Raw genomic sequence first — 13,445 nt, forward strand, 5'->3', positions numbered from 1 at the left:
CGACATCAACGACCTCACCTTCGCCTGCGGCCCCCACCACCGCATGCTGCGACCCGACGGCTGGACCACCACGAAAAATGCCAAAGGCGACACCGAATGGAAACCACCCCCACACCTCGACCGCCGACAACCCCGCACCAACACCTACCACCACCCCGAAAAACTTCTCCACGACGGAGACGACGACGACGAAGCCGACAATCCGGGGGCGGCGTGACCCGCGCCTAGAGCGCTAAAGCAGCCGAGCCTGTCCGGGCTCCGGCTCGGCCGGCGCGAGTAGCTGCGGGCCGTTGTTGCGTACGTTGTTGACCAGCGTCGACACCTCGCGTGTGCAGATGGCGCGCACGTCGGGAGTGCGGGCCAACAATTCTTCGTCGACGGGAGCGTCGGGGTCGAGCCACCGGTCCCAGTCGCGCTCGGGCATCACCAACGGCATCCGATCGTGGATCTGCGCGAGCTCCCCGGGCGCGTCGGTGGTGATGATCGTGCAGCTCAGCAGCGGCGAAGCATCCTTGGCAGGCTTCCACACTGACCACAGGCCCGCCATGAACAGCGGCTCGCCGTCCTCCCGGTACATGAAAAACGGCGTCTTGCGGGACTTCGTGCCGGCCGCGGCGTCCGAATTGGCCCGCCATTCGTAGTAGCCGTCCATCGGGATCAGGCAGCGCTTGGACTTGGCGCTGGCCCGGAAGGCGGGCGAGCTGGTGACCTTGTCGGCGCGGGCGTTGATCAGCATCGGACCCTTGGTGTCGGGGGCGCCGTCGGAACCCGCCTTGGCCCACGGCGGCACCAAACCCCAGCGCATCAGCCGCACCCGCCGCGTCGGCTCGTCCTCGGGCTCGGTGTGGCGGGTGACCACGGTCGCGATGGTCGAGGTCGGTGCCACGTTGTAGTTGGGCGCAGCCGAATCAGCATCGGCGCCGGTGGCCTCGTCGATCGCCTTGATCTTCTGGGCCAGCAGGGCCGGGTCGGTCGTGACCGCAAACCGTCCGCACATACCTTCCATGGTGGCAGAGCCACGGACGTCCTATCGGTGGCACAGCCACGGAACTCCTATTGGTGGCAGCAACCGGTGACAGGCGATGATGGACCGGTGAGTACGTGGACGGCCCCCTTCGCCCCGCAACCGGTGCATGCGACCGTGACCGTTCCGGGTTCGAAATCGCAGACCAACCGGGCCCTGGTGCTGGCGGCGCTGGCGGCCGCCCAGGGCCAGGGCGCCCCGACCATCAGCGGCGCGCTGCGCAGCCGGGACACCGATTTGATGATCGGGGCGCTGCGCACGCTGGGTTTGTGCGTCGACGGCGACGCGACGGAGTTGGCGGTCAGCGGCCGCGTGTCGCCGGAACCGATGGCGCAGGTCGATTGCGGCCTGGCCGGAACGGTGCTGCGGTTCGTTCCGCCGCTGGCGGCGCTCGCCGATTCGATGGTCGAGTTCGACGGCGACGAGCAGGCCCGGGCGCGGCCCATCGCGCCGCTGCTGGATGCGCTGCGCGGACTGGGCGTCCGGATCGACGGGTCTGCCCTGCCGTTCCGGGTCCTGGGCACCGGTGCGATCACCGGCGGCACCGTGGACATCGACGCCTCAGCCTCGTCCCAGTTCGTCTCCGGGTTGCTGTTGTGCGCGGCCTCGTTCACCGAGGGCCTGACCGTGCGACACACCGGTTCGGCGCTGCCGTCGGCGCCGCACATCGGGATGACGGTGGTCATGCTGCGCCAGGCCGGCGTCGACGTCGACGACTCCGTCCCCAACCGGTGGCGGGTGCGGCCCGGGCCGGTCGCGGCCCGGCACTGGGAGGTCGAGCCGGACCTGACGAACGCCGTTCCGTTCCTCGCGGCGGCCGTGGTCAGTGGCGGCGCGGTGCGCATCACCGGCTGGCCGGCGAACAGCGTGCAGCCCGCCGACAACATCCTGAACGTCTTAGGTAAGCTGAATGCCGTTGTCACCCAAACTGATTCGTTTCTGGAGGCGCGCGGCGCCGGGGACTACGGCGGTTTCGATGTCGATCTGCGCGCGGTTGGCGAGCTGACACCGTCGGTGGCCGCCCTGGCAGCGCTGGCCTTCCCGGGGTCGGTTTCCCGCCTGTCCGGCATCGCCCACCTGCGCGGCCATGAGACCGATCGGCTCGCCGCGCTGAGCGCCGAGATCAACCGCCTCGGCGGCGAGTGCACCGAAACGCCCGACGGCCTGGTGATCACCGCGAAGCCGTTGCGGCCCGGGGTCTGGCGCGCGTACGCCGACCATCGCATGGCGATGGCGGGCGCGATCGTCGGGCTGCGGGTGGCCGGCGTCGAGGTGGACGACATCGGCGCCACCACCAAGACGTTGCCGGACTTTCCCCAGCTGTGGGCCGGGATGCTGGAGCGCGGCGACGATGCGGGCCGCCCGGGCGGCCCGGGGAGGAGGCGGGCAATCCAGAAGGAGCGCGGCATGTGAAGGCCGGCGACTACGACGAGTCCGACGTCAAAATCCGCTCCGGCCGGGGTTCGCGGCCGCGGACCAAGACCCGTCCCGAGCACGCCGACGCCCAGGCCGCCATGGTGGTCAGTGTGGACCGCGGCCGCTGGGGGTGCGTGCTGGGCGGCGACGTCGACCGTCGGGTCACCGCCATGCGGGCCCGGGAACTGGGCCGCACGCCGATCGTGGTCGGCGACGACGTCGATGTGGTCGGCGATCTGTCCGGACGGCCCGACACCCTGGCGCGCATCGTGCGTCGCGGTGAGCGCCGAACGGTGTTGCGGCGCACCGCCGATGACACCGACCCGACCGAACGGGTGGTGGTCGCCAACGCCGACCAGCTGCTGATCGTGGTGGCGCTGGCCGACCCGCCACCCCGCACCGGGCTGGTGGACCGGACGCTGATCGCCGCTTACGCCGGCGGACTCACGCCGATCCTGTGCCTCACCAAGACCGACCTCGCCCCGCCGGAGCCGTTCGCGCAGGAGTTCGTCGACCTGGACCTGACGGTGGTCGCCGCGGGCCGCGACGATCCCCTGCTCGCGGTGGCGGACCTGCTCGCGGGCAAGATCACCGTCCTGCTGGGGCATTCCGGCGTCGGCAAGTCCACCTTGGTGAACCGGCTGGTGCCCGACGCGGACCGGGCCGTCGGCGACGTGACCGACATCGGCCGCGGGCGGCACACCTCCACCCAATCGGTAGCGCTCCCGCTGGCGGCGTCGGGCTGGGTGATCGACACGCCGGGGATCCGATCCTTCGGGCTGGCCCACATCCGGCCCGACGACGTCATGATGGCGTTCTCCGATTTGGCCGGGGCCATCGAAGACTGCCCGCGCGGCTGCGGGCACATGGGCCCACCGGCCGACCCGGAGTGTGCGCTGGACACGCTGTCCGGGCCCGCCGTCCGCCGCGTCATGGCGGCGCGGCGGCTGCTCGCCGCCCTCAACCAGACTTCTTAGCCAGTCGCATGCCGAGTTCGTCCGGTGGCACCAAATGACCTTCTGTGCAACGTATTTCGACACTCGCATCGGCGCCGCAACCCAGATGGGTCAGCCGCAGCCGGTTGCGTCCCGGCAGATGATGCCGGCCCCACTCGAACATCGCCCACACCACCGGCATGAAATCGATGCCGGCCTGGGTGAGCACGTACTCGTCGCGGCTGCGCTGACCGGGCTCCCGATAGGGCCGGCGCCGTAGCAGCCCCAACTCGACCAGTTCGGCCAGCCGCGCCGACGTGGCGGCCTTGGTGATGCCCACCCGGCGGGCGAAGTCGTCGAACCGAGTGGTGCCGTAGTACGCCTCGCGCATGATCAGCATCGCGGACTTGGTACCGACGACCGCCATCGTCTTTTCGATCGCGCACTCGCCCACCGCCGACCAGGCGTCGCGGTCGGCCAGCGGCCCTTGCAGCAGTGTCATCTAAATCACCTCCCCCGCTGGGTTGCTTTAAGCATACCCAGATGTTTACCTGAGTACAGTCGAATATACCTAGATGACTCGAGGAGGAGCCATGAACCAGGGTCGCGACGCCGTCATCGTCGGAGCAGTGCGCACCCCCATCGGCAAGGGCAAAACCAGTGGTGCGCTGCACGATGTGTTGCCCGCCGACCTGCTGGCACACAGCCTGCGCGAACTGGTCGCGCGCACCGGCGTCGATCCGGCGCGCGTCGACGACGTCATCGCCGGCGCCGTGACCCAGGTCGGCGATCAGGCGGTCAACATCGCCCGCAACGCCCTGCTGGGTGCGGGATTCCCGGAGACGGTGCCCGGTGTCACCATCGACCGCCAGTGCGGCAGCAGCCAGCAGGCCATCAGCTTCGCGGCGCAGGGCGTCATCGCCGGCGCCTACGACCTCGTCATCGCCGCCGGCGTGGAATCGATGGGCCGCGTCCCGATGGGCACCCAGGTGTTACCGGGCAGCGACCCGTTCGGCGAGGGCATGGACGCGCGCTACCCCGAAGGCCTGGTGCCCCAAGGCATCAGCGCCGAGTTGATCGCCGCGAAGTGGGGCCTTTCGCGCACCCAGCTCGACGAGTTCTCCGCCGGCAGCCACGAGAAAGCCGCCCGCGCCACCAAGGAAGGGCTGTTCGACAACGAGCTCATCCCGATCGCCGGGCTCGCCACCGACGAGATCATTCGGCCCGGCACGACGGTGCAGACACTGGCCGGCTTGCAGCCGGCGTTCTACAGTGACGCGGCCAAAGCCCGCTTCCCGCAAATCAATTGGGAGATCACGCCGGGTAACTCGTCGCCGCTGTCCGACGGCAGCGCCGCGGTCCTGATCACCAGCAGCGAGATCGCCCAGAAACTGGGCCTGCGGCCGCGGGCCCGGATCCACACCACCACCGTGGTGGGCTCCGACCCGCTGTACATGTTGACCGGCGTCATCCCGGCCACCGAGAAGGTGTTACATCGCGCCGGGCTGAGCCTGGCCGACATCGACCTGTTCGAAGTGAACGAGGCCTTCGCGCCCGTCGTGCTGGCCTGGGCCAAGGACATCGCGGCGGATCTGGCCAAGACCAACGTCAACGGCGGCGCGATCGCGATCGGTCACCCGTTGGGCGCCAGTGGCGCTCGCATCATGACGACGCTGGTCAACGCTTTGGAGCGGCGTGGTGGCCGGTACGGGCTGCAGACGATGTGCGAGGGCGGCGGCATGGCCAACGCCACCATCATCGAGCGACTCTGAGAAGGGAAAGCCACTGTCATGTCCAAGATCTTTGTCATCGGCGGCACCGGGGCCCAAGGCATCCCGATCGTCCGGGCCCTGGTCGCCGACCAGAAACACTCCGTTCGGGTCCTCAGCCGTGACCCTGCCTCCCGGCGGGCCAAAAAACTTCTCGAACTCGGCAACGTCTCCATCCTGGAGGGCACATTCGCCGACGAAGACGTCCTGCGGGAGGGATTCCACGGCTGCGACGCGGCATTCGTCAATATCGACGGGTTCAACACCGGCGAGAAGACCGAGATCTACTGGGCCATCCGCACTTACGAGATAGCCATCGAAGAGGGAATCAAGTTCTTGGTCTACGGAAACCTGGACTACGGACTCAAGAAAGCGGGCTACGACTCGAGATTCCGCACCGGCCACTATGACGGCAAGGGCCGGGTGGGCGAGTGGATTCTGATTCAGAATCGGGTGAATAGGGACCGGATGGGAGCGGCGCTCTTCACGACGGGTCCGTACATCGAGATGGTGATCTCGCCCGCGACTCCCATGACACCAACCGTGGAGGACGGTGTGCTGACGTGGCGAGTCCCGCTGGGTGCGGGCGCCGTGCCGCATGTGTCTCTCGAGGATTGCGGATATTACGTGCGCTGGCTTTTCGATCATCCCGAGCGCGCGAACGGCATGGATCTCGAAGTCGCGATCGATCAGGTTGGCTACGCGGACCTTGCTGCGGCGTTTGAGAAGGTCACCGGACATCCAGCACGATACATCGACACCGACCTGGACGAGTACTGGAGCAACGGTCCGCTCAGTGCAGCCGCGAATGCGCCCGCCGGGTACAACGCGGACCCAAATGACAAAAGCACCATGAACATTCGTGACAACTTCACGGGATTCTGGAATCTGTGGAAGTACGAAGTCGTCAAACGGGACTATGCCTTGCTCGATGAGATCCACCCGAATCGGATCCGCAGCGCCGAGGAGTGGTTCCGGCGCGAAGACCAGCGAGGAAGAGAGCTGGGGAAGGGCGGCCTGTGGGAAAGGGTTCAACCGCAGAACCGGACCCCGATTCTCAAAATTGGTGAAGACAAGAGGACGGGGAAGCTGTAATGACCGTAATCCGCGCCGCCGCAGTGCAACTCAGCCCGGTGCTCTATAGCCGCGAGGGGACCGTCGAGCGCGTGGTCGGCAAGATCGAACAGCTGGCGCGCCACGACGTTCAGTTCGCGACGTTCCCGGAGACGGTGGTGCCTTACTACCCGTACTTCTCGTTCGTCGAGCGCCCGTTCGAGATGCGGCCCGAGCACCTCAGGTTGCTGGATCAGGCCGTGACGATACCGTCGCCGGCGGTCGACGCGATCGCCGAGGCGGCGCGTGCGGCCGGCATGGTGGTGTCGATCGGCGTCAACGAGCGCGACGGCGGTTCGCTGTACAACACGCAGCTGTTGTTCGACGCCGACGGCGCCCTGCTGCAGCGCCGCCGCAAGATCATGCCGACCTACCACGAACGGATGGTCTGGGGCCAGGGCGACGGCAGCGGGCTGCGCGCGGTCGACAGCGCGGTCGGGCGCATCGGACAGTTGGCGTGCTACGAGCATTTCAACGCGCTGGAACGGTACGCCTTGATCGCCGACGGCGAGCAGATCCACTCGAGCATGTTTCCCGGATCGTTCGGAGGCGACTTGTTCGCGCAACAGATGGAGATCAGCGTGCGCAATCACGCGCTTGAGTCGGGCGTGTTCGTCGTCAATGCGACCGCGTGGCTCGACGCCGATCAGCAGGCGCGGATCATGGCCGACACGGGTTGTCCGATCGGCCCGATCTCGGGCGGCCAATTCACCGCGATCATCACACCCCACGGCGAATACCTGGGCGAGCCGCTGCGCTGCGGCGAAGGGGAGGTCATCGCCGATCTCGACTTGTCATTGATCAACACCCGCAAGGTCCTCATGGACGCCGGCGGCCATTACAGCCGGCCCGAACTGCTGAGCCTGCTCATCGATCGCACCCCCAGCGCGCAGGTCCACGAGAATATCGAACTCGAGGAGGTCGAAAGTGTCAGCGTCTGAAATCCGCTTCGGCGGTGTGCGAGTGCGCTACGACAGCGCCAAGAGCTACGACGAGCTGGTCGCCGCGCTACTGGCGGACATCGGCGAAAACCCGGTGCCGATCGACGACATCACGACGACGACCGGCGACTGGAAAACGTATGAGGAAAGCGTCGAATCCCACGTTGGTCCAAGCGGATTCATGCTGTTCGGGATTGTCGACCACGGCGCCTGGATCGCCAAGGCCGGCATCGACCGCAAGGCGTTACGCGTCATCCTCGGCAACCCGCTGATCGCCATCACCATGCTGCGCCACGACATCACCGCGGGCCTGTTCGCCCCGGTCGAGCTGCTGCTGGCCGACAACGGCACCGGCAGCAGCTTGACCTACGTCACGCCGTCGTCGCTCATGGTCATCGAGACCAATCCCGAGTTACTCAGCGCCGCAAAGCAACTCGACGCCAAGCTGGCGTCGCTGGCCGAAAAAGTGACCGGCGGCTTCTGACAACGCTGGAACAGGCGGTCGGCGACCTGTGGGAGTGGCTCATGTAATGGCGAGTCGAAGCGGATGCGCCGATTTCGAGGTCTGTCACGGCGTAGCCGCGTGCCGCGTCCGCTGCGCTCGAGGCATGAGAGCCGATGGACGGCCGGGGCGGATCGTCACCGACATGGTCAGCGCGACGGCGAGCACAAAGCACGCCATCGCGTAGATGAGGTTGCCGATGGGCGTTCCGTCGGCCGTGAGGCCGTGCGAGGCGTTCAGGTAGGCGGGCGTGGCCGCCAGCCACAGCGCCCCGAGCACGGCCAAGAATGCGGACCCGAAGATTGCGACGAAGGGATTGCGCCCGCCGGGCGTGAACGCAGAGTCGCGCCACTGCCGCAACAGGACGGGGATCGCCACCACGGCGAACGCACCGAGCAGGACGAAGTACACCGCCCGCCGCAGCGCACTGTCGGGGTGGTCGCCACCGGCCAGCAGAATCGGAACATTGGCGATAACCAAACCAACCGGCACCAACACGGCCACGCCGAATGTGCGGCCGATCAAGCCGATTCGGCTCAGCAATCGCCCGCGCTCAATGGGACGAGTGACCAGGAGCTGTGCGAACAATGCGACGCACGCCGGCCCGACGGTGGCGAACAGCAGGACGCTGCTCATCGGCACGGACGCCAGCATTGGATGGTTGATCGCGTTGTCGGTATTCCACGCCCACCACCGCAGTTGCGGACCCAACTGGTCGAAGATTTCGTAGAAGCAGTGATGGACGAATCCCACGCATACCGCGCCGACCATCGCACCCCAGTCCCGGAATACGCCCAGGCTGCGTACCACTTCGTAGGCCAACGTCATCATCGCGGGGTACAGCGCGACGATGTAGAGCGGCAGCCGGTCATACATGAACTGGACGGTAAAGACGTTGTGCGCGAAAACCGCACCGATGGTGTCGTCGACACCGAAGACCGCGGGAAAGTACAGCGGCGGCTCAACGATCAGCAGGTAGATCACCGTGGCGAACCAGATCACGATGTTGACGGGGTCCCCGTCGCGGCGTAGCCGGCGAATTGCCCACCAGAGCGCCAGCACAGCGCCCGCGATGACCAGCAGTTCGAGAACGGGCAACGTCCAGTTCGCCAGCTGGAACGGGTTCCGCAGCGTCGCCCATGGGAAGGCGTGCTCGCAGCTGAACCCCAGGCGGTTGGCGATGCGTTCGATGTCGTCGCTGCATTGACCGCTCATCCTTGGGCGTCCTTCATGTCTGCACATGCACCGGGTACGCGCTTACCGAAAGGCTGACGATACATGTCTGGCAAGAGTGTGTCGCCGAACCGTATCCCAGCTCTTCATGCCGGCACTGAGCATCCAACGCAGACCTTTACCGAGATGCGTCGCGGGAGTATCGTTCGCGCGTGCCAGCCAGGCGCGGTGAGCACGGTCGGAGGTAGCGCCGATGGGTCGTGTCGCGGTAGTCACCGGAGCCAGCCGGGGAATCGGAGCGGCGTCCGCATTAGTGCTGGCGGAGCGGGGGTTTCGGGTCGTTGTCAATTACAGGTCCAGCGCCGGGGAAGCAGACAAGGTGGAAACCGCGGCGACCACCGCCGGTGGCGAGGCCATCGCGATTCGGGCCGATGTCACCAACCCCGACGATGTCGCCGCGATGGTCGACGAAACCAACAAAAAGTGGGGCGGCGTCGACGTGCTCGTGCACAACGCGCTCATCCCCTACGACGTCACCTCGTTCGCGGACCTGAGCTGGGAGCAGCTCGGCGGCAAACTGGACCGAGAACTGCATGCCGCCTTTCTGGTCACTAAAGCCGTTGTCCCCGAAATGATTTCACGAGGCTATGGCCGACTGGTCTATCTCACCACGGTGTTGTCCCGCCGGCCCCGACAGGGCATGATCACGGTGGGAACGGCCAAGGCGGCAATGGACCAGTTCGTCCGGTACGTCGCGCTCGAGCTGGCTCCGCATCAGATCACCGCCAACCTCGTCTCGCCCGCCACCGTCGCCGATCCCACGGCGAACGCGCTGTTGACGGCCGAGGAATTACACCAACTCGGCGCGACAAATCCCATGGGGCGGCTGGTCAGCCCCGACGAGGTGGCCAAGACGGTGGCGTTCCTGGCCAGCGCGGATTCCGGTTTCATCACCGGCCACTGCCTGGAGGTCAACGGCGGCCTCGCCATGGATTGACAGCCGATCCGGCCACCGGGTCGTCGGAAAAGGGGTGCGGCGTGCAAACGATCGACCTGGCTTACGTCGGGCGTGGCATTCATGAGGAGCTGGTCGCGCACGTCGCCGACCAGGAGGGTTATTACCGGGACGAGGGTGTCCACGTCGCGATCCGCGACGGGATCGGCTGGAAAGCGCAGCGGCTGCGCCACGTCGCGGTGATCGGCCTGGGCAGGGCCCTGCTGTCGCGGCTTGACGATAGGATCGGATGGAAAGCGTTGAGCGTCAACACCGATCGCCCGCTGTTCTGGTTTCTCGGCAACGCCGAGGTGAAGTCCATGGCCGATCTTCGCGGGCGGCGCCTGGCCGTGCACGCCCCCAATAACCCGCCGGGCACCTTCGCCCGGATCGTCCTGCGTAAGCACGGGCTGGACCCCGACCGCGACCTGCACTGCGTGGTGCGGCATCCGGGTGACTACCAGATGGACCTGCGCCGGCTGCGCGACGGCTCGATCGATGCCGCCTACGTCGGCAGCACGCTGTCCCCCGAACAGGTCGCCGCCGAAGAGGGGTTTCACCTGCTGGCCTGGGTTGGCGATCACTTCCGGATTCCCACGGTGGGCGTAGCGGTGGATCCCGTACACATCCCGCCGGACAGCCCCGCGCTGCAGGCCCTGTTGCGGGCGAATCAGCGGGCACTGCGGCTTCTCGCCGAACAACCAAGCCGCGCCGTCGATTACCTCAACCGGTTCCTCGACCGGCTCACCACTGACGAGACGAAACGGCACTACGAGCGCTACGTCGGCCCCTACTTCACCCCCGACTATCGGGTTGACCTGGGCATCGCGCAGCAGGCGATAGACGCGGTCGCGGGCGAACTCGGTGTCGCACCGATAGCCGCCGCGGACTTCTATCAGAACAGCTAGCGTGGCCCGTCGAACCGATCGTGCACTCAGTGCGAAAAATCAGCGAAATATTCGCAGTGAGTACACGTTCGGCGCGCAGCCGGTCAGTTAGGCGGCGAGGCCGTCGTCAATACCGCGTGTCGCGGCAGCCCGCTTCGCGCGCCGCCAGCCCCGCACCGCGGTGATCGCGGACTTGAGCCCACGACGACGGCCGGTGACCGGATCGGTACCCAGGAAACTGGGCTCGAGCTCGGCGAACATCCGCTCGCTGCGGGTTTCCGGTGCGTTGTCGGCGTCGTCACGCAGGTACTTGTTCGGCAGCGAGAGCTTGGCTATCGTGCGCCACGTCTTCGCATACTGGAACAGGAACGAGCCTGTGGTGTAAGGCAAGTCGTACTTGTCGCAGACCTCGCGCACCCTCATCGAGATCTCGTGCAGCCGGTTGCTCGGCAGATCGGGATACAGGTGGTGCTCGATCTGGTGGCACAGGTTGCCGCTCATGAAGCGCAGCGCCGGGCCGGCCTCGAAGTTGGCGCTGCCCAGCATCTGACGCAGATACCACTGCCCCTTGGTCTCGCCGATCATGTCGGTCTTGGTGAATTTCTCTGCGCCGTCGGGGAAATGGCCGCAGAAGATCACCGCGTTGGCCCACACGTTGCGGATCACGTTGGCAAGCGCGTTCGCCTTCAGCGTGGACATGTAGGTCGCGCCGGGTGACAACGACGTCAGCGCCGGGAACGCGACGTAGTCCTTGAGCACCTGTCGCCCCGCCTTGGCCAGGAACTCCTCGGTCCGCTGCCGCGCCTCGTCGTTATCCATCCGCTTCTTGACGATCTTCCCGAGCTCGACGTGCTGCAGGCCGACTCCCCACTCGAAGAGGAGCGCGAGCAACGTGTTGTAAACCAGGTTGAACATGTTGAAGCGCTTCCAGCGCTGGTCGCGGGTGACGCGCAGCAGACCGTAGCCGACGTCGTCGTCCATCCCGAGAATATTTGTGTACTTGTGGTGCACGAAGTTGTGGGTGTAGCGCCAGTGCTTGGACGACCCGCTCATGTCCCACTCCCACGTCGAGGAGTGAATCTCGGGGTCGTTCATCCAGTCCCACTGGCCGTGCATGACGTTGTGGCCGATCTCCATGTTCTCGACGATCTTGGCCACGCCCAGGGTTACCGTCCCCGCCCACCAGGCCGAGCGCCGCGAACTGGCGGCCAGCAACAGCCGGCCGGTCACCTCCAGCGCGCGCTGGGCCGCGATGGTGCGGCGGATGTAGCGGGAGTCCCGCTCGCCGCGCGAGTCTTCCACGTCCTGGCGGATGGCATCGAGCTCGAAGGCCAGGTTTTCGATATCGGCGTCCGCCAGATGGGCGAATACGTCGATGTCAGTGATCGCCATCGTCGTCTCCCTGCGGTCGTTTGTTCGGTTCCAGACCTACGCTATCGTAACCTACGAGGCCGTAGGTTACCTGTGAGTAGCCTTTAAATGTCGAGTACGCAATCACCGGACGCGGCCGACACACAGGTCTGCACCCGGGTCCCCGGGTCGTGCTCCTGGCCGGTCCGCAGATCACGGACGTGACCCTCCACCAGGCTGACCACACACGACTGGCAGATACCCATGCGGCACCCGAAGGGCATCTGAATCCCGGCGCTCTCCCCCGCGTCCATCAGCGACGTCGCCGCGTCGGCGGCGACGGTGCGTCCGCTTTGGGCGAAGGTGACCGTTCCGCCGGCACCGGCGGGTGCGGCCTTGGACACCGCGAACCGCTCGAGATGCAAACGCTCGGTGATGCCCGCGGCCGACCATACCCCTTCAGCTGCAATGAGCAGGCCCTCCGGCCCGCAGGCCCAGGTCTGGCGCTCGCGCCAGTCCGGCACGTCGGCGTCCAGCACGGACAGGTCGAGCCGGCCTTGGGTACGCGTCTCGCGCAGCTGCAACCGATAGCCCGGGTGGTCGGCCTCCAGCGCGGCCAGCTCGGTGCGAAACATCATGTGGGATTCGGTGGGCGCCGAATGCAGGTGGGCGATGTCACCGATTTGGTTGCGGCGCACCAGGGTTCGCAACATCGACATCACCGGCGTGATCCCGGAGCCGGCGGTGAGGAACAGGATCGACGCGGGTGCCGGATCGGGCAGGACGAAGTTGCCCTGCGGCGCGGCCAGCCGGACGACGGTGCCGGGCTCGACACCGGCCACCAGGTGCGACGACAGGAAACCTTCGGGCATCGCCTTCACGGTGATGGTCACGGTGCGCGCCGAACCGGAGCGCGAGGTCGTCGCGGCCGGGGTCGATGTCAGCGAATACGACCGCCAGCGCCAGCGGCCGTCCATCAGCAGTCCGATGCCGATGTACTGGCCCGGCTCGTAGTCGAAGTTGAAGCCCCAGCCCGGTTTGATGACCAGGGTCGCCGAATCCTCCGTCTCGCGGCGCACCTGCAGGACCCGCCCCCGCAGTTCCCGCGCCGACCAGAGCGGATTGGCCAGGTGCAGATAGTCGTCGGGCAACAGCGGCGTCGTGATGCGCGCGGCGAGCTTGCGCAGTGCATGCCAGCCGGGATGCCGGTCGGCGCCGGCGACCACGGGTCGCTTGGTGTCGACGACGTTGCCCGTGATCGATGGGTTCCGTTTACCCAGAGGAAGCTCCTGCTCACTATGTGGCGCCTTGCTTACGCTCACATTGTGATCGATTCTGTGC

The 13,445-nt window shown here is 66.6% G+C and carries 13 protein-coding genes and 1 pseudogene; 9 read left to right on the forward strand and 5 right to left on the reverse strand.

Annotated elements, in window-relative coordinates; genetic code table 11:
• Positions 1–217: pseudogene (locus EPN51_RS01945) on the forward strand (hypothetical protein); the annotation flags it as partial.
• 15 nt (positions 218–232) lie between these two features.
• On the opposite strand, the gene EPN51_RS01950 reads toward EPN51_RS01945, so the two are convergent.
• Complete coding sequence (locus tag EPN51_RS01950) at positions 233–997, reverse strand: SOS response-associated peptidase (protein ID WP_293035455.1); 765 nt, start codon at positions 995–997, stop codon at positions 233–235.
• A 96-nt stretch (positions 998–1,093) separates the two neighbouring features.
• Between EPN51_RS01950 and aroA the strand changes: the two genes are divergently transcribed.
• Positions 1,094–2,437: a 3-phosphoshikimate 1-carboxyvinyltransferase gene (aroA, locus tag EPN51_RS01955; protein WP_293035457.1), complete on the forward strand. Its 1,344-nt coding sequence runs from the start codon at positions 1,094–1,096 to the stop codon at positions 2,435–2,437.
• Positions 2,434–3,417 (forward strand): ribosome small subunit-dependent GTPase A, encoded by a 984-nt coding sequence (rsgA, locus tag EPN51_RS01960; protein WP_293035459.1) that lies wholly within the window; start codon positions 2,434–2,436, stop codon positions 3,415–3,417. Before aroA ends, rsgA begins: the two co-directional genes overlap by 4 nt.
• Here rsgA and EPN51_RS01965 read toward each other — a convergent pair.
• Entirely contained in the window at positions 3,401–3,877 is a 477-nt protein-coding gene (locus tag EPN51_RS01965; RefSeq protein WP_293035461.1) for a helix-turn-helix domain-containing protein, read from the reverse strand. The genes rsgA and EPN51_RS01965 overlap by 17 nt on opposite strands.
• A 91-nt stretch (positions 3,878–3,968) precedes the next feature.
• On the opposite strand from EPN51_RS01965, the gene EPN51_RS01970 reads away from it, so the two are divergent.
• From EPN51_RS01970 to EPN51_RS01985, 4 genes are read left to right on the forward strand one after another with little or no spacing between them, the layout of a single operon-like run.
• Positions 3,969–5,147, forward strand: coding sequence for an acetyl-CoA C-acyltransferase (locus EPN51_RS01970; protein ID WP_293035463.1), 1,179 nt, complete (start codon positions 3,969–3,971; stop codon positions 5,145–5,147).
• Between the two features lie 18 nt (positions 5,148–5,165).
• Entirely contained in the window at positions 5,166–6,239 is a 1,074-nt protein-coding gene (locus tag EPN51_RS01975; protein ID WP_293035465.1) for an NmrA family NAD(P)-binding protein, read from the forward strand.
• The gene (locus tag EPN51_RS01980) at positions 6,239–7,198 is read left to right on the forward strand and encodes a carbon-nitrogen hydrolase family protein (protein ID WP_293035467.1); all 960 of its coding nucleotides are present in this window, start codon (positions 6,239–6,241) and stop codon (positions 7,196–7,198) included. The genes EPN51_RS01975 and EPN51_RS01980 overlap by 1 nt, the downstream gene beginning before the upstream one ends.
• The gene (locus tag EPN51_RS01985) at positions 7,185–7,682 is read left to right on the forward strand and encodes a DUF302 domain-containing protein (RefSeq protein ID WP_293035469.1); all 498 of its coding nucleotides are present in this window, start codon (positions 7,185–7,187) and stop codon (positions 7,680–7,682) included. The genes EPN51_RS01980 and EPN51_RS01985 overlap by 14 nt, the downstream gene beginning before the upstream one ends.
• Positions 7,683–7,766: 84 nt before the next feature.
• Here EPN51_RS01985 and EPN51_RS01990 read toward each other — a convergent pair whose 3' ends face one another.
• Positions 7,767–8,915, reverse strand: coding sequence for a hypothetical protein (locus EPN51_RS01990; RefSeq protein ID WP_293035471.1), 1,149 nt, complete (start codon positions 8,913–8,915; stop codon positions 7,767–7,769).
• Between the two features lie 211 nt (positions 8,916–9,126).
• Here EPN51_RS01990 and EPN51_RS01995 point away from each other — a divergent pair, with 211 nt between their 5' ends.
• Together EPN51_RS01995 and EPN51_RS02000 are read left to right on the forward strand one after the other, a co-directional pair.
• Positions 9,127–9,870 (forward strand): SDR family oxidoreductase, encoded by a 744-nt coding sequence (locus EPN51_RS01995; protein ID WP_293035473.1) that lies wholly within the window; start codon positions 9,127–9,129, stop codon positions 9,868–9,870.
• Positions 9,871–9,911: 41 nt separating this feature from the next.
• Positions 9,912–10,775, forward strand: coding sequence for an ABC transporter substrate-binding protein (locus tag EPN51_RS02000; RefSeq protein WP_293035475.1), 864 nt, complete (start codon positions 9,912–9,914; stop codon positions 10,773–10,775).
• 87 nt (positions 10,776–10,862) lie between these two features.
• Here EPN51_RS02000 and EPN51_RS02005 read toward each other — a convergent pair whose 3' ends face one another.
• Complete coding sequence (locus tag EPN51_RS02005; RefSeq protein WP_293035477.1) at positions 10,863–12,146, reverse strand: fatty acid desaturase; 1,284 nt, start codon at positions 12,144–12,146, stop codon at positions 10,863–10,865.
• A gap of 83 nt (positions 12,147–12,229) precedes the next feature.
• Positions 12,230–13,384, reverse strand: a complete 1,155-nt coding sequence (locus tag EPN51_RS02010; RefSeq protein WP_293035768.1) for a ferredoxin reductase — start codon at positions 13,382–13,384, stop codon at positions 12,230–12,232.
• Positions 13,385–13,445 lie beyond the last annotated feature (61 nt).

It is taken from the genome of Mycobacterium sp., from assembly GCF_004298145.1.
Taxonomy (GTDB): Bacteria; Actinomycetota; Actinomycetes; order Mycobacteriales; family Mycobacteriaceae; genus Mycobacterium.

What these genes read in the sequence shown, in the direction of transcription:
- EPN51_RS01950 (WP_293035455.1), bottom strand. Translation starts at nt 997, where the DNA reads ATGTGCGGACGGTTTGCGGTCACGACCGACCCGGCCCTGCTGGCCCAG.
- EPN51_RS01965 (WP_293035461.1), bottom strand. Translation starts at nt 3,877, where the DNA reads ATGACACTGCTGCAAGGGCCGCTGGCCGACCGCGACGCCTGGTCGGCG.
- EPN51_RS01970 (WP_293035463.1), top strand. Translation starts at nt 3,969, where the DNA reads ATGAACCAGGGTCGCGACGCCGTCATCGTCGGAGCAGTGCGCACCCCC.
- EPN51_RS01975 (WP_293035465.1), top strand. Translation starts at nt 5,166, where the DNA reads ATGTCCAAGATCTTTGTCATCGGCGGCACCGGGGCCCAAGGCATCCCG.
- EPN51_RS01980 (WP_293035467.1), top strand. Translation starts at nt 6,239, where the DNA reads ATGACCGTAATCCGCGCCGCCGCAGTGCAACTCAGCCCGGTGCTCTAT.
- EPN51_RS01990 (WP_293035471.1), bottom strand. Translation starts at nt 8,915, where the DNA reads ATGAGCGGTCAATGCAGCGACGACATCGAACGCATCGCCAACCGCCTG.
- EPN51_RS01995 (WP_293035473.1), top strand. Translation starts at nt 9,127, where the DNA reads ATGGGTCGTGTCGCGGTAGTCACCGGAGCCAGCCGGGGAATCGGAGCG.
- EPN51_RS02005 (WP_293035477.1), bottom strand. Translation starts at nt 12,146, where the DNA reads ATGGCGATCACTGACATCGACGTATTCGCCCATCTGGCGGACGCCGAT.